Source organism: Campylobacter sp. CFSAN122748, assembly GCF_045277125.1.
GTDB classification, from domain to species: Bacteria; Campylobacterota; Campylobacteria; order Campylobacterales; family Campylobacteraceae; genus Campylobacter_D; species Campylobacter_D jejuni.
Genome location: NZ_CP116953.1, coordinates 1 through 19,216 on the forward strand (window position 1 = coordinate 1; position 19,216 = coordinate 19,216).

Here is a 19,216-nt window from a genome sequence, read left to right on the forward strand (position 1 = left end):
ATGAATCCAAGCCAAATACTTGAAAATTTAAAAAAAGAATTAAGTGAAAACGAATACGAAAACTATTTATCAAATTTAAAATTCAACGAAAAACAAAGCAAAGCAGATCTTTTAGTTTTTAATGCTCCAAATGAACTCATGGCTAAATTCATACAAACAAAATACGGCAAAAAAATCGCGCATTTTTATGAAGTGCAAAGCGGAAATAAAGCCATCATAAATATACAAGCACAAAGTGCTAAACAAAGCAACAAAAGCACAAAAATCGACATAGCTCATATAAAAGCACAAAGCACGATTTTAAATCCTTCTTTTACTTTTGAAAGTTTTGTTGTAGGGGATTCTAACAAATACGCTTATGGAGCATGTAAAGCCATAGCACATAAAGACAAACTTGGAAAACTTTATAATCCAATCTTTGTTTATGGACCTACAGGACTTGGAAAAACACATTTACTTCAAGCAGTTGGAAATGCAAGCTTAGAAATGGGAAAAAAAGTTATTTACGCTACCAGTGAAAATTTCATCAACGATTTTACTTCAAATTTAAAAAATGGTTCTTTAGATAAATTTCATGAAAAGTATAGAAACTGCGATGTTTTACTTATAGATGATGTACAGTTTTTAGGAAAAACCGATAAAATTCAAGAAGAATTTTTCTTTATATTTAATGAAATCAAAAATAACGATGGACAAATCATCATGACTTCAGACAATCCACCCAACATGCTAAAAGGTATAACCGAACGCTTAAAAAGTCGTTTTGCACATGGAATCATAGCTGATATAACTCCACCTCAACTAGATACAAAAATAGCCATCATAAGAAAAAAATGTGAATTTAACGATATCAATCTTTCTAATGATATCATAAACTATATCGCTACTTCTTTAGGGGATAATATAAGAGAAATCGAAGGTATCATCATAAGTTTAAATGCTTATGCAACCATACTAGGACAAGAAATCACACTCGAACTTGCCAAAAGTGTGATGAAAGATCATATCAAAGAAAAGAAAGAAAATATCACTATAGATGACATTTTATCTTTGGTATGTAAAGAATTTAACATCAAACCAAGCGATGTGAAATCCAATAAAAAAACTCAAAATATAGTCACAGCAAGACGTATTGTGATTTACCTAGCTAGGACACTCACGGCTTTGACTATGCCACAACTTGCGAATTATTTTGAAATGAAAGATCATACAGCTATTTCACATAATGTTAAAAAAATCACAGAAATGATAGAAAATGATGGTTCTTTAAAAGCAAAAATCGAAGAACTTAAAAACAAAATTCTTGTTAAAAGTCAAAGTTAAGTGAAAGGATGTGAAAAATAAATTCTAGAGTGTGAAAAAAAGAAATTAAGCAAAGTATGATAAAATACAAATTTGATTATTTTGCTTTGAAGAATTTCACAATTTCAACAAGCTTATTATTACAACGAATTTAAAATTAAAATAAACCAAGGAGAAAAAATGAAGTTAAGTATCAATAAAAATACTTTAGAATCTGCAGTGATTTTATGTAATGCTTATGTAGAAAAAAAAGACTCAAGCACCATTACTTCTCATCTTTTTTTTCATGCTGATGAAGATAAACTTCTTATTAGAGCTAGTGATTATGAAATAGGTATCAACTATAAGATAAAAAAAATCCGCGTAGAATCAAGTGGTTTTGCTACTGCAAATGCAAAAAGTATTGCAGATGTTATTAAAAGCTTAAACAATGAAGAAGTTGTTTTAGAAACCATTGATAATTTTTTATTTATAAGACAAAAAAGCACAAAATACAAACTTCCTATGTTTAATCATGAAGATTTTCCAAATTTTCCAAATACAGAAGGAAAAAACCAATTTGACATTGATTCAAGTGACTTAAGTCGTTCTCTTAAAAAGATATTACCAAGTATTGATACAAACAACCCAAAATACTCCTTAAATGGTGCATTTTTAGATATAAAAACAGATAAAATTAACTTCGTAGGAACTGATACAAAACGCCTTGCAATCTATACTTTAGAAAAAGCAAATAATCAAGAATTTAGTTTTAGTATCCCTAAAAAAGCTATCATGGAAATGCAAAAACTTTTCTATGAAAAAATAGAAATTTTTTATGATCAAAATATGCTTATCGCTAAAAATGAAAATTTTGAATTCTTTACAAAACTTATTAACGATAAATTTCCAGATTATGAAAAAGTTATACCAAAAACTTTCAAACAAGAACTCAGTTTTTCAACCGAAGATTTTATAGATAGTCTTAAAAAAATCAGCGTTGTAACTGAAAAAATGAAACTTCATTTTAACAAAGATAAAATCATCTTTGAAGGTATAAGTTTAGACAATATGGAAGCAAAAACAGAACTTGAAATTCAAACAGGAGTAAGTGAAGAATTTAATCTTACTATAAAAATCAAATATTTACTTGATTTCTTAACTTCTATAGAAGAAGAAAAATTCACTTTAAGTGTAAATGAACCTAATTCAGCATTTATAGTCAAATCCCAAGGACTATCAATGATTATTATGCCTATGATTTTGTAATAAAACAAGTAAAAGATAAAGGAAAAATATGCAAGAAAATTACGGTGCGAGTAATATTAAAGTCCTAAAAGGCCTAGAAGCTGTTAGAAAACGCCCAGGTATGTATATAGGAGATACAAACATAGGCGGACTTCATCATATGATTTATGAAGTTGTGGATAATTCTATCGATGAAGCTATGGCAGGACATTGTGATACTATAGATGTAGAAATCACTACTGAAGGAAGCTGTATAGTTAGTGATAATGGTCGTGGTATTCCTGTTGATATGCACCCAACTGAAAATATGCCAACTTTAACTGTTGTTTTAACTGTCCTACATGCAGGGGGAAAATTCGATAAAGATACTTACAAAGTTTCAGGCGGTTTGCACGGTGTTGGGGTTTCAGTTGTAAATGCACTCTCTAAAAAACTTGTAGCTACAGTTGAAAGAAATGGAGAAATTTATCGTCAAGAATTTTCAGAAGGTAAAGTTATCAGTGAATTTGGTGTGATAGGAAAAAGTAAAAAAACAGGAACAACTATAGAATTTTGGCCTGATGATCAAATTTTTGAAGTGACTGAATTTGATTATGAAATTTTGGCTAAAAGATTTCGTGAACTTGCATACTTAAATCCAAAAATCACTATAAATTTTAAAGATAACCGCGTAGGCAAACATGAAAGTTTTCACTTTGAAGGTGGAATTTCTCAGTTTGTTACAGACTTAAATAAAAAAGAAGCTTTAACTAAAGCAATTTTCTTTAGCGTAGATGAAGAAGATGTGAATGTTGAAGTAGCTTTGCTTTACAATGATACTTATAGTGAAAATTTACTCTCTTTTGTAAATAATATCAAAACTCCAGATGGTGGAACACACGAAGCTGGTTTTAGAATGGGTTTAACTCGTGTGATAAGTAACTATATAGAAGCAAATGCAAGTGCTAGAGAAAAGGATAATAAAATCACAGGCGAAGATGTGCGTGAAGGCTTGATCGCTGTTGTGAGTGTAAAGGTGCCTGAACCACAATTTGAAGGACAAACCAAAGGAAAACTTGGTTCAACTTATGTGCGTCCTATAGTTTCAAAAGCAAGTTTTGAGTATTTGACTAAATATTTTGAAGAAAATCCTATCGAAGCTAAAGCTATAATGAATAAAGCTTTAATGGCAGCTAGAGGAAGAGAAGCAGCGAAAAAAGCTAGAGAATTAACGCGTAAAAAAGAAAGTTTAAGCGTAGGAACTTTACCAGGGAAATTAGCTGATTGTCAAAGTAAAGATCCAAGTGAAAGTGAAATTTATCTTGTGGAAGGGGATTCTGCAGGAGGTTCTGCAAAACAAGGTAGAGAAAGATCTTTTCAAGCTATACTGCCTTTGCGTGGTAAAATTTTAAATGTTGAAAAAGCAAGATTAGATAAAATTTTAAAATCTGAGCAAATTCAAAATATGATTACCGCTTTTGGCTGTGGTATAGGTGAAGATTTTGATCTTTCAAAACTTAGATATCATAAAATCATCATCATGACAGATGCGGATGTTGATGGATCACATATACAAACCTTGCTTTTAACTTTCTTCTTCCGTTTTATGAATGAACTTGTAGCAAATGGACATATTTATCTAGCACAACCACCTTTATATCTTTATAAAAAAGCTAAAAAGCAAATTTATTTAAAGGATGAAAAAGCTTTGAGCGAATACCTGATAGAAACAGGAATAGAAGGTTTAAACTATGAAGGTATAGGAATGAATGATTTAAAAGATTATTTAAAAATCGTTGCAGCTTATCGTGCGATTTTAAAAGATCTTGAAAAGCGTTTTAATGTGATTTCTGTGATACGCTATATGATAGAAAATTCAAATTTAGTTAAAGGAAATAATGAAGAATTATTTAGTGTAATCAAACAATTTTTAGAAACACAAGGACACAATATCTTAAATCATTATATCAACGAAAATGAAATTCGAGCTTTCGTTCAAACTCAAAATGGCTTAGAAGAACTTGTGATCAATGAAGAACTTTTCACTCATCCACTATATGAAGAAGCAAATTATATTTTTGATAAGATTAAAGATAGAGGCTTGGAATTTGATAAAGATATTTTAGAAGTTCTTGAAGATGTTGAAACCAATGCTAAAAAAGGTGCTACTATACAACGCTATAAAGGTTTAGGGGAAATGAATCCTGAGCAACTTTGGGAAACCACAATGGATCCAAGTGTAAGAAGACTTTTAAAAATCACTATTGAAGATGCACAAAGTGCAAATGATACCTTTAATCTCTTTATGGGTGATGAGGTTGAACCAAGACGCGATTATATCCAAGCACACGCTAAAGATGTAAAGCATTTGGATGTGTAAATTTATCATTGAAGAAATGATTTCTTCAATGAGTTTTGTTTTGTAAGAGTATAGCTAGAGGAATTCTTCTTCTTGTATCGTATTTTTCTCCATAATATTTTTCAAGATAATTTAAAATTTTTTCTTCATCTTCAGGTTCTATTTCCCAAAGTCCTTCACTATCTTGCATCCATCTTATAGCTGCTAACCAAGCTTTTCTACTTGCATGCATATTAGTAATGAGATTGGATCCATGACAAGCTAAACAATTTGCTTCCACTAAAGGTGAATCAGGATCGATAATCAATCCTGTATCAGGGTTAATTTCAAGATTTTGAGCCCAACTTGCACTTAAAAACAATGCTAAGATCAATATAATTTTTTTCATACTTAAACTCCATAAATATTAACTCTATGGCATGCATTATTGATATATCCTCCTGGATTCCACTGTGCTAAAACCATAGGTTGACTGTTACCTTGACTATCGATAGCTCTTGCCCAAATTTCATAATATCCTTTTGTTGGTATTGATATTTGAGCACTCCATTTTTGCCATGCTAATCTATTTAATGGTTTTTCTACCTTTGCTTTAGTCCATGTTACGCCATAATCATTGCTTATATAAACTTCACTAACTTCAAGTTCTCCAGCCCAAGCTTTACCTCTAACTTCAAATTTTTTATTTGCTTTTATTTCAGAACCATTTTTGATATTAGTAATTACAGATCTTATAGGCATTGATTCTATGATTTTCATCTCGCCTTTATAGTTAAAATCTCCTGGTTTTACCGGATTTACAGGAACTTTATAAGAACCTTCCATTTTTTCACCATCATGAATTTTATTTCTTACTGAAATTTTATAAAGCCATTTACCACTTGTACTTGCAGGGTAACCACCACAAACAAGTCTAAGTGGATAGCCATTGACTAAAGGAATATCTTTGCCTTCATAAGCCCAAGCTATTAGAGTTTCATCTTGTAAAGCTTTAGAAATAGGAACTCCTCTACTAATAGGTGAAGTTTCTTCACCATTTAATTTTGTATCTATGCCATAATATCCGATATAAACCGCATCATTTTTGATGCCACAATCTTTTAAAATATCTTTTAAACGTACTCCTGTCCATCTACCGCAAGCTACTGCACCATAACCCCATTGAGTTCCTTTTGTGCTAGGTATAACTTCGGATCTACCATTTCCACCGCATTCAACTGTTAAGGCATAAGTATAGGTTTTAAATTTCTTTTTTAAATCTTCTATGGTGTAAGATTTTTTATTGATAATGCTTTCTCCATCGATTTCTAAAGTCCAACCTTTGTGAAGTCTTTCTTTTATCGTTTCTAGGCTTGGTGGTAAGCCATTATTTCTAACAAAGAAATTTTCAGGTTTGGTAAAATCAGAATCAAGAGCATAAATTTCAGTTTCTGCTGTTAATGGTTTTTCGCCATGGTAGATAAGATCTTTTTTACCTTCTATTTTAAAATCAGGCAATTCTTTTGCCAAAGCCTTACTTCCTAAAAAATTCTCAAAAGAAAAATTTGACAATACACTGATGCCAAGCAAACCAAATCCTATATTTTTTAAGAAATTTCTGCGATCTTCTTTTTGATTGTTTTGTTTCATTGAAATATCCTTATATTTTTATGATTTTTTTATTTTATTATAAATTTTAGGAATTTAAATAATTGATTATATTAATCTTTTTGATTAAAAAAAATAATTATTTTTATAATTTTGCATATTAAAATAAAATCATTATATGTTCGAGTTTTATTACATTTTAACTAAGTTTTTTCTACAATTAAATTTTTAAAATTATTTAAGGAATAATTTTGACTTTACTTACTAATCCTATCATTATCAGTGTTGTTTTGATGACTTTACTTTGTTTGTTTCGTTTTAATGTACTTTTGAGTCTTTTGATCTCAGCTCTTGTTGCAGGTGTATTTTCTCATCTTGAACTCGTAGATACTATGAATATACTTATAAGCGGAATGAAAGAAAATTTAAAAACAGCTCTTAGCTATATACTTTTAGGGGCCATTGCCGCAGCGATTTCAAAGACAAATTTAACTGCATATTTGATTAAGATAGTAAGTCATTTTATATCTCATAAAAAATATTTATTGCTTTTGTCTATAGCTTTGATTTCTTGTTTTTCTCAAAATTTAATTCCTATTCATGTGGCTTTTATACCTTTGTTGATTCCACCTCTTTTAAGTCTTTTTAATAAACTTAAAATCGATCGTAGAGCGGTTGCTTGTGCTTTAACTTTTGGACTTACTACGCCTTATATGGTTTTGCCAGTAGGCTTTGGACTTACTTTTCAAGATCTTTTAAAAGATAATTTAAATGCAAATAATGTAAGTGTATCTTTAAATGATGTTACAAATACTATGTATTTCGCTGCTATTTGTATGATAGCAGGACTTTTTCTAGCGCTTTTTGTGTTTTATCGTAAGTCAAGAGAGTATCAAGAAGTAGAAATTGCTAAAGTGGATTTAGAAAATCTTGAAATGACGCGTAAAGAATGGGGTGTTTTAGCTGGGCTTGTTTTAACTTTAATTTTGCAAATTTTGACTATGAATTTACCTTTATCAGGGCTTTTGGGTTTTGTTTTAATGGTTATTTTGGGTGGAGTTGAATTTTCAAAAGTCAATGAAGTTTTTGATGATGGGCTTAAAATGATGGGTTTTATAGCTTTTGTTATCCTTGTTGCTGCAGGATATGGAGAAGTTTTAAAAGAAAGTGGATCAGTAGTAGATCTTGTAAATTCAGTCGTTCCTTGGATGGAGCAAAGTAAATTTTTAGCAGTATTTTTCATGCTTTTAATAGGACTTATCATCACTATGGGTATAGGTACTTCTTTTGGAACTATACCTATCATAGCTACGCTTTTTTGTCCTATTTGTTTGGAACTTGGTTTTAGTACAGCACTTATTATATTTATCTTAGGAGTAGCAGGAGCTTTAGGAGATGCAGGAAGTCCAGCCAGTGAAACAACCATGGGAACTACTGTAGGATTAAATGCTGATAAACAACACGATCACATTAAAGATACTTGCATACCAACTTTTATTTTTTATAATGGTCCATTATTGATTTTGGGTAGTATTATCGCCATGTTTTTATAATTTTTGCAAATCTATCAAAATATTTTTTAATTTATTTATTTTTAAGATAAAAATTATATCGATTTTAAAAAAATGTATGCTATAATCCTTATAAAGCTAACAAAATTTAAATCAGTCTTATAAGGAGAGCAAAATGGATTTAGAAAATATCCTAGAAAATAATCAAAGCATAGGTTTATACCACCCAAAGAACGAACACGATGCCTGTGGTATCGCTGCAGTTGCTAATATACGCGGTATTGCTTCTTATAAGGTTATTTGTGATGCTTTAGAAATTTTGATGAATCTTGAACACCGAGGTGGTGCAGGAGCTGAAGAAAATTCAGGTGATGGGGCGGGGATTTTAATCCAAATTCCACATGATTTTTTTAAAACTCAAGAATTGGGTTTTGAACTTCCTAAAAAGGGTGATTATGCTGTAGCACAGATGTTTTTATCACCCAATACTGATGCAAAAGAAGAAGCAAAAGAAATATTTTTACAAGGTTTAAAGGATAAAAAACTTGAATTTTTAGGTTTTAGAGAAGTGCCTTTTAATCCTAGCGATATAGGTGCAAGTGCTTTAAAAGCTATGCCTTATTTTTTACAAGCCTTTGTGAAAAAACCAAGTAAAATAAGTGCAGGACTTGAGTTTGAAAGAGTGCTTTATAGTACGCGTCGACTTATAGAAAAAAGAGCTATTAATGTGCCAAAATTTTATTTTTCAAGTTTTTCTTCACGCACCATAGTTTATAAAGGAATGCTTCTTTCAACTCAATTGAGCGATTTTTATCTTGATTTTAAAGATGTCAATATGAAATCAGCCATCGCTTTGGTGCATTCTCGCTTTTCGACTAATACCTTCCCAAGTTGGGAAAGAGCCCATCCAAACCGTTATATGGTGCATAATGGAGAGATTAATACCATACGCGGAAATGTTGATAGCATAAGAGCTAGAGAAGGCTTGATGCAAAGTGAGTATTTTGAAAATTTAGATGAAATTTTTCCTATCATAGCTAAGCCTAGCAGTGATTCTGCAATGTTTGATAATACTTTAGAATTTTTAGCTCTAAATGGTCGTACTTTAGAAGAAGCTTTTATGATGATGGTGCCAGAACCTTGGCATAAAAATGAAAATATGGAAAGCAAAAAGCGTGCTTTTTATGAATATCATTCTTTATTGATGGAGCCTTGGGATGGGCCTGCTGCTATAGTTTTTACTGATGGAGTGATTATGGGGGCGAGTTTGGATAGAAATGGTTTTCGTCCTTCAAGGTATTATCTTACAAAAGATGATATGCTCATACTTTCAAGTGAAACAGGGGCTTTAAAACTTGATGAAAAAAATATCAAAGCCAAAAAACGCTTAGAACCTGGAAAACTTTTACTTGTTGATACAGCAAGAGGTAGGGTTATAGCTGATAATGAAATCAAAGAGCATTATGCTAATGCTAAGCCTTATAAAAAATGGCTTAAAAATTTAGTTGAACTTGAAAAACAAAAAAGCGGAGTTTATAAACATCAGTTTTTAAAAGAAGATGAGGTTTTAAAACTCCAAAAAGCTTTTGGTTGGAGTTATGATGAGCTTAAAATGAGTGTGGCTGCTATGGCTCAAAATGGTAAAGAAGCTATAGCAGCTATGGGTGTAGATACTCCTTTGGCTATACTTTCTAAAACTTATCAACCTTTGTATAATTATTTTAAACAACTTTTTGCACAAGTAACTAATCCTCCTCTTGATGCCATAAGAGAAGAGATTGTTACTTCTACAAGGATTTATCTAGGAAGCGAAGGCAATTTATTAAAACCTGATGAAAACAATGCAAAACGCGTAAAAATAGCCTTGCCTGTGATAAGCAATGAAGAACTTTTTGAAGTTAAGGCTTTAAATAAATTTCAAGTTAAAGAATTTTCTATACTTTATGATTATTCTAAAAAAACTTTAGAAAAGGCTTTAGATGAGCTTTGCGTTAAGATAGAAGATGAGGTTAAAAAAGGTGTTTCTATTATCATTTTAAGCGATAAAGGAGTGGATGAAAAAAACGCTTATATCCCCGCTTTGCTTGCTGTTTCTGGAGTGCATAATCATCTAGTAAGAAAAAATTTAAGAACACACACAAGTCTTATTATCGAAAGTGGTGAACCTAGAGAAATTCATCATTTTGCATGTCTTTTAGGTTATGGTGCGACTGTTATTAATCCTTATTTGGTTTATGAGAGTATACAAAAACTCATTGCCAATAAAGATTTAAATTTAAGTTATGAAAAGGCGGTAGAAAATTTCATCAAGGCAAGTTCAAGTGGCATAGTCAAAATTGCTTCTAAAATGGGAGTTTCTACCTTGCAAAGTTATAATGGCTCTGCACTTTTTGAATGTCTGGGCTTAAGCTCTAAAGTGATTGATAAATACTTCACTTCTACAACTTCACGCATTGAAGGTATGGATTTAGAAGATTTTGAAAAAGAGCTCATTGCTTTACATAAACATGCTTTTAACGATACGCATAAGGCTTTAGATTCTAAAGGAATTCATGGTTTTAGAAGTGCTAAAGAAGAACATTTAATCGATCCACTTGTGATTTTTAATCTTCAGCAAGCCTGTCGCAACAAAGACTATAAAAGCTTTAAAAAATACTCGGCTTTAGTAGATGAAAAACAAGTTAATTTGCGTTCTTTGATGGAATTTGATTTTAGTGAAGCTATCAGTATAGATAAGGTTGAAAGTGTAGAAAGTATAGTTAAACGCTTTAGAACAGGGGCGATGAGTTATGGTTCTATTTCTAAAGAAGCACACGAGTGTTTAGCACAGGCTATGAATAAAATAGGTGCTAAATCAAATTCAGGTGAAGGTGGTGAGGATGAAGAACGTTATGAAATCAAAGAGGGTGTGGATAAAAACTCAGCCATTAAGCAAGTAGCAAGTGGGCGTTTTGGCGTGGATTTAAACTACTTAAGTCATGCAAAAGAAATTCAAATCAAAGTCGCTCAAGGTGCAAAACCAGGTGAGGGCGGACAATTAATGGGCTTTAAAGTCTATCCTTGGATAGCTAAGGCTAGACATTCTACTGCAGGTGTGACGCTTATTTCCCCACCTCCTCATCATGATATTTATTCTATAGAAGATTTGGCTCAACTTATTTATGACCTAAAAAATGCTAACAAAGACGCTAAAATTTCAGTAAAACTTGTAAGCGAAAATGGCATAGGAACGGTTGCTGCAGGTGTGGCTAAGGCAGGCGCGAATTTAATCCTTGTTTCAGGTTATGATGGAGGTACGGGTGCAAGTCCTAGAACTTCTATACCGCATGCTGGAATTCCTTGGGAGTTAGGCTTAGCTGAAACGCATCAAACTTTGATCTTAAATAAGCTTAGAGATAGGGTAAGATTAGAAACTGATGGAAAGCTTATGAATGGGCGTGATTTAGCCATAGCAGCACTTTTAGGAGCTGAAGAATTTGGTTTTGCAACCGCGCCTTTGATTGTTTTAGGTTGTACAATGATGAGAGTTTGTCATCTAAATACCTGTCCTTTTGGTATAGCCACTCAAGATACAGAACTTAGAGATCGTTTCAAAGGCAAAGTAGATGATGTGATTAATTTCATGTATTTTATAGCCCAGGAGCTTAGAGAATACATGGCAAGGCTTGGTTTTGAACGCCTAGATGATATGATAGGTCGCGTGGATAAACTCCGCCAAAAAAGTGTGCAAGGTAAAGCAGGAAAGCTAAATTTAGATAAAATTTTAAAATCCTTGCCTACTTATAATAGAACCGCTGTGCATTTTAAAGATTATAAAGACAATAAACTTGAAAAAACGATTGATTATAGAATTTTACTACCACTTTGTAAAAATGCTGTGGAGAAAAAAGAGCCTATCAAACTTTCTTTAGAAGTAGGAAATCAAAGTCGTACTTTTGCAACTATGCTTTCAAGTGAAATTTTAAAAACTTATGGAAAAGATGCTTTAGATGAAGATAGTATCCATATCAAAGCTATAGGCAATGCAGGCAATAGCTTTGGAGCGTTTTTGTTAAAGGGTATTAAACTTGAGATTATAGGCGATAGCAATGATTATTTAGGCAAGGGTTTAAGTGGTGGTAAAATCATAGCAAAAATTTCAAATGAAGCCACTTTTTCACCTGAAGAAAATATCATCGCAGGAAATGCTTGTTTATACGGAGCTACAAAAGGTGAAGTGTATTTAGATGGTATAGCAGGGGAAAGATTTTGTGTAAGAAATTCAGGGGCTTTGGCTGTGGTTTTAGGAACAGGCGTGCATGGTTGTGAATATATGACAGGTGGACAAGTTGTAGTTCTTGGAGATGTGGGTGCGAATTTCGCTGCTGGTATGAGTGGGGGCGTTGTTTATATCTTTGGAAGACACAATGAAGCTCATGTAAATACCGAGCTTGTGGATATTAAAGATCTTAATGCTAAGGATGAAAAAGAATTAAAAGCCGTGATAGAAAAACATATCACTTATACAGATTCTAAAAAGGCTAAAGATATTTTAGAAAAATTCGATAAAAAAGACTTTTTTAAAGTCATGCCAAGAGATTATGAAAAGATGTTAAAAATGCTTGATCTTTGTAAAAATGAAAAAGATCCAAATTTAGCAGCATTTTTGAAAATCACACAAAAATAAGGAGTAAAAATGGGAAATGCAAGAGGTTTTTTAGACTTTAAAAGAATGGATTTTAAAAAAATTGCTCCTAAGGAAAGGGTTTTAAATTTCAAAGAATTTACTATACCTTTGGATAAAAAAGAACAAGAAATTCAAGGTGGACGATGTATGGATTGTGGGGTAGCTTTTTGTCATACGGGTGTGATGAGCGAAGGAAAAGATGTGGGCTGTCCTTTAAACAATCTCATTCCTGAATGGAACGATCTTGTTTATCGTTCTTTATGGAAAGAAGCTTATGAAAGACTTGATCTTACCAATCCTTTTCCTGAATTTACCGGTCGTGTTTGCCCTGCTCCTTGTGAGGATTCTTGTGTGTGTGCGATAAATGGTGTTAGTGTGAGCATAAAAAATAATGAATTATCCATTATAGAAAATGCTTTTAAGGAAAATTTAGTAAGAGTAAATAAACCTAAGCAATACAATGGCAAAAAAATCGCTGTCATAGGAAGTGGGCCTGCTGGGCTTGCTTGTGCCAATACTTTAAATTCACTAGGTTATAAAGTAAGTGTTTTTGAAAGAAGCGATAAAATAGGCGGACTTTTGATGTATGGCATCCCTGATATGAAGCTTGATAAAAGTATAGTTCAAAGACGGGTGGATTTGCTTAAAAAAAGTGGGATTGAATTTAAAGTGAATGAAAATATAGACAGCAAAGATAAGGTTTCAAAACTTCTAAAAGAATTTGATGCTTTGGTGCTTTGTACAGGAGCAAGTAAGCCTATAGATCTTGATATAGAAGGTAGAAAGCTAAAAGGGGTTGAATTTGCCCTTGATTTTTTAACGCAAAATACCAAAACTTTGTTAAAAACAGGCAAGGGTGCAGATATGGCCAAAGGTAAAAATGTCTTGGTTATAGGAAGCGGGGATACAAGTGTGGATTGTATCGCTGTAGCGACAAGACAAGGGGCTAAATCTATAGTGCGTTTTGAAAGAAGTCCAAAAAGACCTTTGCAAAGAAGCCAAAACAATCCTTGGCCTTTAAAAGCTGACATTTTTACTACTGATTATGGTTTAGAAGAAGCCATTGCTGTATATGGCAAAGATCCTAGGGAATATCAAAAAATGACAAAGAAATTTTTAGGAAAAACTCATGTAGAAGGTGTTGAAGCAAATGATTTAAAACGCGAGTTTAAAGAAGGCAAAGCTATAAATGTCGAAATTTCAAATTCTAAAAAAACTTATAAAGCGGATTTAGTGCTTTTAGCTATGGGTTTTAGCGGGTGCGAAGAAGCTATCTCTAAAAATTTTGGAGTGAAATTAGATGAGAAAAACAACATAAGCACAGAAAATTTCCAAACCACTCATAAAAAAATCTTTGCTTGTGGAGATGCTAGAAAAGGACAATCTTTAGTTGTTTGGGCTATAAAAGATGGTATAGAATGTGCTTTGAGTTTGCATCAAAATTTAGCAAAATAATCATAAAAGTTTAAAACTTTTTCGGTGGAGTTTGCAAATTCCAAATTTAGCTATAAATTCTTTATGAGCTTTTGTGCCATAGGCTTTGTTTTTTTCAAATTCATAACAAGGAAAGTCTTTAGCTAAGAAATTCATCACCCTATCTTTACTAACTTTTGCAAGTATGCTAGCTGCACTTACTTGCAAAATGCTAGTGTCGGCTTTGATTTGTGTTTTTATCCCGTTTATACCTAGGTTGGTGTTTCCATCATATAAGAAGTTATTTTCTGTTTTAAAATGCTTTTTTATAAGTTTTAAGCCTTTTTTTAAACAAGTGCTTAAGCCTAGTGCGTCGATTTGTTCTGAAGAAAAAGCAAGTATGAGATAGTTTGAATTTTTGATGATGATTTCATAAAGTTCTTCGCGTTTTTTTTCGCTTAGTTTTTTAGAATCACACAACCCATCAAGTTGTTTGTTCAGTTTGCAAGCTGCCATCATCATAGGACCTGCTAAAGCACCGCGTCCTGCTTCATCAATACCGATTAAATTTATATCAAATTCGTTTAAAAGTTCTTTTGTGTCAAATAAAGTTTTCAAATTTTTCTAAAAAGAAGGGCAAAAATGCCCTTTTATTCTATTGTGATATCATTTTTGATTTTTTCAAAAAGCTTATCACCTATGCCTTTAACTTTTTTAAGATCATCAATACTTGTAAAATTTGCTTCTTTGCGGTATTCTAAAATCGCTTTAGCCTTAGCTTCGCCAATACCATTTAAACTTTTTAATTCTTTTAGTGTTGCAGTGTTGATATTTACAGCACCAAAGAGAAAAGCCGTTAAAGCAAAAAATAAAAATAGTAATTTTTTCATTTTCTTATCCTTTTATTAAAAAATAATTATAATATTATCTTAAAAAGGATAAGAATTTCTTAACTTAACCCAAAAATTCGCGTTTAAAATACTCTTTTGGTGCTTTACATAAAGGACAGGCTGCTGGAGCTTTTTTGCCACGATGTATATGTCCGCATACTTCACAAACCCATAATTCTTCTACTTCACTATTAAAAAATTCTTCTTCTTCGAGCATTTTTTTAAGCGCTAGATATTCTCTTTCGTGTTCGATTTCTACTTTACCAATAGCTGTAAATAATCTTGCTATAGCCTTTTTACCTTCATCTTCAGCAATTTTTGCAAAATTTGGATACATAGTTGTGTGCTCATAGTTTTCACCTTCTGCAGCACTTACTAGGTTTTTTGTAGTTACTTCTAAAGGTTTTCCATCAACGATTTCATGATAAGCTTTAAATTCTGCTCTTGCATGCCATTTTTCATTTTCAGCTGCTTCTCTAAAATGTCTAGCAACCGCATGCCAACCTTCTTCTTCAGCTACATCAGCAAATAAATCGTATTTGTTTCTCGCCATAGATTCGCCCGCAAAAGCTTTCATCAAATTTACTGCAGTTAAATCTGTAGTGATACATTTCATTTCTTCACCGCAACAACTAAGCTTACCTCCACCTACATTTTGAACTTCTACTTCATTACCACATTTTTGGCATTTATAGGTTTCATATTGTCTCATTTTGACTCCTTTTTTGATTATCAAAAAGCATTGTATTATAAAAAAATATTTTTGTCAATTAATAATTTTTATCATTTATGAAAATGTATATCAAAATAAATTTCACAAAAATTAAGCTTTGCTAAATATAATTTTAAAAAATTATTATCAGGAGTTACAATGAGAAGCGATGCGATAAAAAAAGGACATTTAAAAGCACCTAATCGTTCTTTACTTCGTGCTTGTGGTTTGAAAGATGAAGATTTTGACAAACCTTTTATAGGTGTAGCAAATAGCTATATAGATATAATCCCAGGACATTATTTTTTAAATAATTATGCTAAAATCATTAAAGATGAGATATGCAAAAATGGTTGTGTGCCTTTTGAGTTTAATACCATAGGTGTAGATGATGGTATAGCTATGGGACATGAAGGTATGCTTTATTCTTTACCAAGTCGTGAAATCATCGCAAATTCCATTGAAACAGTGATGAATGCTCATCAACTTGATGCTTTAATCTGTGTTCCAAACTGCGATAAAATCACTCCTGGTATGTTAATGGGAGCTTTAAGAGTAAATGTTCCAACCATTTTTGTAAGTGGTGGGCCTATGGCTTCAGGGGTAACTAAAAAAGGAGAAAAGATTAGTCTTAGCTCTGTTTTTGAAGCTGTAGGGGCTTATGAAGCCAAAAAAATTAGCGAAGAAGAATTTAAAGATATAGAATGTTCAGCCTGTCCAAGTGGTGGATCTTGCTCGGGAATGTTTACAGCAAATTCTATGAATACCTTATGCGAAGCTATGGGTATAGCACTAGAAGGTAATGGAACCATCTTAGCTTTAAGCAAAGAAAGAGAAGAGCTTTTAAGAAAAGCAGCGCGTCGTATTTGTGAAATCGCCTTAGATGAGCGTTTTAAAATTCGCAATATCATCACTCAAAAAGCCGTGCGTAATGCTATGGTAGTAGATATGGCAATGGGTGGAAGTAGCAATACTGTTTTACACATGCTTGCCATTTCGCGTGAAGCAGGGGTGGCACTAGATATTAAAGATTTAAATTTCATCTCAAGCAAAGTTGCACACATAGCAAAAATAGCCCCGTCGCTAAATAGTGTTTATATGGATGATATCCACAAAGCAGGCGGTGTGAGTGCAGTTATGGCTGAAATTTCAAGCAGACAAGGACATATTTTAGAACTTGATGCACTGACCATTACAGGAGAAAGTCTCAAAGAACGCTTAAAAAATGCCAAAATCAAAGATGAAAATATCATTCGTAAAGTAGATAATGCTTACTCAAAAGTAGGTGGGCTTGCCATTTTGTTTGGAAATTTAGCCGAGCAAGGTTGCGTTATAAAAACCGCAGGAATAATCGGAGAAAGAAAATTTAAAGGCAAAGCTGTTTGTTTTAACTCTCAAGATGAAGCTATAAAAGGCATTATCAAAGGCAAGGTGCAAAAAGGAAATGTTTGTGTAATACGCTATGAAGGTCCAAAAGGGGGTCCTGGTATGCAAGAAATGTTAAGTCCTACTTCACTTTTAATGGGTATGGGTTTAGGTGCTGATGTAGCTTTAATCACCGATGGTCGTTTTAGCGGGGCTACAAGGGGTTTAAGCGTTGGTCATATTTCCCCTGAAGCAGCTGAAGGTGGTCTTATAGGACTTTTAAAAGATGGAGATGAAATAGAAATTGATGTAGATGCTTATACTATCCATGCAAATGTAAGTGAAGAAGAAATTGCTAAACGTAAAAAAGAATTTGCATTGCCTCAAAAAGAGGTGTCTTCAAGATGGCTTAGAATGTATCAAAAACTTGTTAGCAATGCTAGTAAAGGTGCGGTTTTAGATATGGAATGAAAGGTTTCCTTTCATTCTTCTATGTCTTTGGTTATACGATTTCTTATATCTCTACGAACTATTTCCATGCCCCACAGCCAAACAATATGGCCAAAAATTTCAGACAGGTGTTCATCAAAAGGAATTTCAGAAAGTGGTGGAACTTCTGCAATTAAAGGCATTACAATAACATGGGCAAAAAGATAAACAAAAAATCCAAAAACTGCACCTTTCAGTAGGTAAGCCTAGTTGTTCTAGAAAAATTTTAGGTGGAGTAACACGTTCTAAAGCATCTGCTGGTCAAAAAACATTGGGATTTCTTGGAGGAAAAGGTACTTCCCAACCCCATTTAACAATAGCTCCGAAAATACCCGCTAATATACCTATAAAAAAGGCTAAAGTATAGCGCTTTTGAAAGTATTTTTTCATAATAACTCCTTTATATTTTATACAAAATAAAATTTGAAATTATAATATTTTTATTTAAAACATATTGAAAATAGTAGTATAAAAATCTTATTTAAATTTTAAAATACTCTCTTAAACTTTCACAAATTTCAAAAAAATTCACCCCATCTATGGTAGGATTTTCTTTAAAAAACTCATACATTCCTAAAAAACCACTTTCAAGTTCTTTAGACTTTACACCATAACTTATACTAAGTCCTGCTTCTATATAAGCAGCAATTTTATCGCAGTATTTAAGCGCCTTACCATCTATAGCACCAAATTCATTTTCATTAAAAGAGCTTAAACTTCCGCTGCAAAGCTCGATTTTAGCATTTTTATAAGTGCGATTTTCAAACTCATTTTTTACAAAATTTGACTCACCGTTTCTACCTTCTCTAATGCCTAAAATATAAGAAAACTCAGCCCTTAAACCCTCAGGTACAAAGGGTAAAATTCTTTCATTAATAAGTTTCATTTCATAATCATTTATGATATCATGAAGTCCATCAATGCCGTATTTTACAGGGCTGATAATATCACGTGTTAAAGACTCTGGCAAATCATGAAACAAAGCACAATAAAAATTATTCTCAAGTCTTTTATCGCAAGCCTTGATTTTTAGTGAGTAAAAATATCCTAAAATCGCCACCACAAGCATATGTCCTAAAACCGCGGTTTCTGGTATGCGTGGAGTTTGAGCCCAACGTTTTTGAAAGCGAAGTCTTCCGCTAAGATCAATAATTTTGGCTATTTTTTGATTTAAAGCAATTTTTCTAGCTCCTATAAGCTCATAGTAATCTTCTAATTCTTCTTCAACTTTGTTTTTAATCTCATCAATATCATTTAAAAAAGCTGAGGTTTGATAAACTATGTTAAATTCCCATCTTGTAGCAAAATATGAAGCTGCTTTTAAGATAAGTCTTTCTTTAGCATAAGCATTACCGTTTAAATACGCTTCAAAACGCTTTAGAAATTCCCCATCTTCTATATCTTCTATCATAGGTTCGATTTTGCTTAAAACCCAAGCATTAACTTCAGCTTTTTTTTGACGCACGATTTCATGATACACATCAGGGCGTATATCAGTTACCACAACACGACTTAAAAACTCAAAAATTCCCCCTTCTATAATCACTCTCATATCCACATCTTTTTCCATTTTAGCGATAAAATATGCGATGATGAATTTATGAGCTTGTTTGTCAAGTTCAACCAAATTTGCCATTCTTGGATAATCATTCCAACGACTGATAGAAGCGGCTTTAAAAATGTGTTCTATGAGTTTTATGTTTATCATGCTTTTGC

At 32.4% G+C, this 19,216-nt stretch carries 13 protein-coding genes and 1 pseudogene; 7 read left to right on the forward strand and 7 right to left on the reverse strand.

Annotated features, from left to right (window positions below; translation table 11 throughout):
• The 3 genes from dnaA to gyrB all read left to right on the forward strand — a co-directional run bounded on the left by dnaA (position 1) and on the right by gyrB (position 4,888).
• Complete coding sequence (gene dnaA / locus OT390_RS00005) at positions 1–1,323, forward strand: chromosomal replication initiator protein DnaA (RefSeq protein WP_237952485.1); 1,323 nt, start codon at positions 1–3, stop codon at positions 1,321–1,323.
• 159 nt (positions 1,324–1,482) lie between these two features.
• Entirely contained in the window at positions 1,483–2,550 is a 1,068-nt protein-coding gene (gene dnaN / locus OT390_RS00010) for a DNA polymerase III subunit beta (RefSeq protein WP_002855594.1), read from the forward strand.
• Between the two features lie 28 nt (positions 2,551–2,578).
• Positions 2,579–4,888, forward strand: a complete 2,310-nt coding sequence (gene gyrB, locus OT390_RS00015) for a DNA topoisomerase (ATP-hydrolyzing) subunit B (RefSeq protein WP_057031568.1) — start codon at positions 2,579–2,581, stop codon at positions 4,886–4,888.
• A gap of 25 nt (positions 4,889–4,913) precedes the next feature.
• Here gyrB and OT390_RS00020 read toward each other — a convergent pair whose 3' ends face one another.
• Both OT390_RS00020 and OT390_RS00025 read right to left on the reverse strand, forming a co-directional pair.
• Positions 4,914–5,255 (reverse strand): monoheme cytochrome C, encoded by a 342-nt coding sequence (locus OT390_RS00020; protein ID WP_002853099.1) that lies wholly within the window; start codon positions 5,253–5,255, stop codon positions 4,914–4,916.
• Positions 5,256–5,257: 2 nt separating this feature from the next.
• Complete coding sequence (locus tag OT390_RS00025) at positions 5,258–6,496, reverse strand: sulfite oxidase (RefSeq protein WP_002888412.1); 1,239 nt, start codon at positions 6,494–6,496, stop codon at positions 5,258–5,260.
• Positions 6,497–6,699: 203 nt separating this feature from the next.
• Here OT390_RS00025 and OT390_RS00030 point away from each other — a divergent pair, with 203 nt between their 5' ends.
• The 3 genes from OT390_RS00030 to OT390_RS00040 all read left to right on the forward strand — a co-directional run bounded on the left by OT390_RS00030 (position 6,700) and on the right by OT390_RS00040 (position 14,086).
• A complete protein-coding gene (locus OT390_RS00030; RefSeq protein WP_072227286.1) occupies positions 6,700–8,007 on the forward strand; it encodes a Na+/H+ antiporter family protein in 1,308 nt (435 codons plus the stop codon).
• Positions 8,008–8,140: 133 nt separating this feature from the next.
• Positions 8,141–12,631, forward strand: coding sequence for a glutamate synthase large subunit (gene gltB, locus OT390_RS00035; RefSeq protein WP_002859726.1), 4,491 nt, complete (start codon positions 8,141–8,143; stop codon positions 12,629–12,631).
• Between the two features lie 9 nt (positions 12,632–12,640).
• Positions 12,641–14,086: a glutamate synthase subunit beta gene (locus OT390_RS00040; protein WP_002859727.1), complete on the forward strand. Its 1,446-nt coding sequence runs from the start codon at positions 12,641–12,643 to the stop codon at positions 14,084–14,086.
• Here OT390_RS00040 and OT390_RS00045 read toward each other — a convergent pair whose 3' ends face one another.
• The 3 genes from OT390_RS00045 to OT390_RS00055 all read right to left on the reverse strand — a co-directional run bounded on the left by OT390_RS00045 (position 14,087) and on the right by OT390_RS00055 (position 15,646).
• Positions 14,087–14,662 carry a ribonuclease HII gene (locus tag OT390_RS00045; RefSeq protein ID WP_002853153.1) on the reverse strand — a complete coding sequence of 192 codons (576 nt, stop codon included), beginning with the start codon at positions 14,660–14,662 and terminating at the stop codon, positions 14,087–14,089.
• A 32-nt stretch (positions 14,663–14,694) separates the two neighbouring features.
• Positions 14,695–14,934 (reverse strand): ComEA family DNA-binding protein, encoded by a 240-nt coding sequence (locus OT390_RS00050; protein ID WP_002853093.1) that lies wholly within the window; start codon positions 14,932–14,934, stop codon positions 14,695–14,697.
• A 64-nt stretch (positions 14,935–14,998) separates the two neighbouring features.
• The gene (locus tag OT390_RS00055) at positions 14,999–15,646 is read right to left on the reverse strand and encodes a ferritin family protein (protein WP_002855562.1); all 648 of its coding nucleotides are present in this window, start codon (positions 15,644–15,646) and stop codon (positions 14,999–15,001) included.
• Between the two features lie 159 nt (positions 15,647–15,805).
• Between OT390_RS00055 and ilvD the strand changes: the two genes are divergently transcribed.
• Positions 15,806–17,482, forward strand: coding sequence for a dihydroxy-acid dehydratase (gene ilvD, locus OT390_RS00060; protein WP_002860154.1), 1,677 nt, complete (start codon positions 15,806–15,808; stop codon positions 17,480–17,482).
• A gap of 11 nt (positions 17,483–17,493) precedes the next feature.
• Here the strand turns inward: ilvD and OT390_RS00065 are convergent.
• Both OT390_RS00065 and OT390_RS00070 read right to left on the reverse strand, forming a co-directional pair.
• Positions 17,494–17,890: pseudogene (locus OT390_RS00065) on the reverse strand (DUF1440 domain-containing protein).
• Between the two features lie 91 nt (positions 17,891–17,981).
• Complete coding sequence (locus OT390_RS00070; protein WP_002855588.1) at positions 17,982–19,208, reverse strand: HD domain-containing protein; 1,227 nt, start codon at positions 19,206–19,208, stop codon at positions 17,982–17,984.
• Positions 19,209–19,216: the final 8 nt, after the last annotated feature.

What these genes read in the sequence shown, in the direction of transcription:
- dnaA (WP_237952485.1), top strand. Translation starts at nt 1, where the DNA reads ATGAATCCAAGCCAAATACTTGAAAATTTAAAAAAAGAATTAAGTGAA.
- dnaN (WP_002855594.1), top strand. Translation starts at nt 1,483, where the DNA reads ATGAAGTTAAGTATCAATAAAAATACTTTAGAATCTGCAGTGATTTTA.
- gyrB (WP_057031568.1), top strand. Translation starts at nt 2,579, where the DNA reads ATGCAAGAAAATTACGGTGCGAGTAATATTAAAGTCCTAAAAGGCCTA.
- OT390_RS00020 (WP_002853099.1), bottom strand. Translation starts at nt 5,255, where the DNA reads ATGAAAAAAATTATATTGATCTTAGCATTGTTTTTAAGTGCAAGTTGG.
- OT390_RS00025 (WP_002888412.1), bottom strand. Translation starts at nt 6,496, where the DNA reads ATGAAACAAAACAATCAAAAAGAAGATCGCAGAAATTTCTTAAAAAAT.
- gltB (WP_002859726.1), top strand. Translation starts at nt 8,141, where the DNA reads ATGGATTTAGAAAATATCCTAGAAAATAATCAAAGCATAGGTTTATAC.
- OT390_RS00040 (WP_002859727.1), top strand. Translation starts at nt 12,641, where the DNA reads ATGGGAAATGCAAGAGGTTTTTTAGACTTTAAAAGAATGGATTTTAAA.
- OT390_RS00050 (WP_002853093.1), bottom strand. Translation starts at nt 14,934, where the DNA reads ATGAAAAAATTACTATTTTTATTTTTTGCTTTAACGGCTTTTCTCTTT.
- OT390_RS00055 (WP_002855562.1), bottom strand. Translation starts at nt 15,646, where the DNA reads ATGAGACAATATGAAACCTATAAATGCCAAAAATGTGGTAATGAAGTA.
- ilvD (WP_002860154.1), top strand. Translation starts at nt 15,806, where the DNA reads ATGAGAAGCGATGCGATAAAAAAAGGACATTTAAAAGCACCTAATCGT.
- OT390_RS00070 (WP_002855588.1), bottom strand. Translation starts at nt 19,208, where the DNA reads ATGATAAACATAAAACTCATAGAACACATTTTTAAAGCCGCTTCTATC.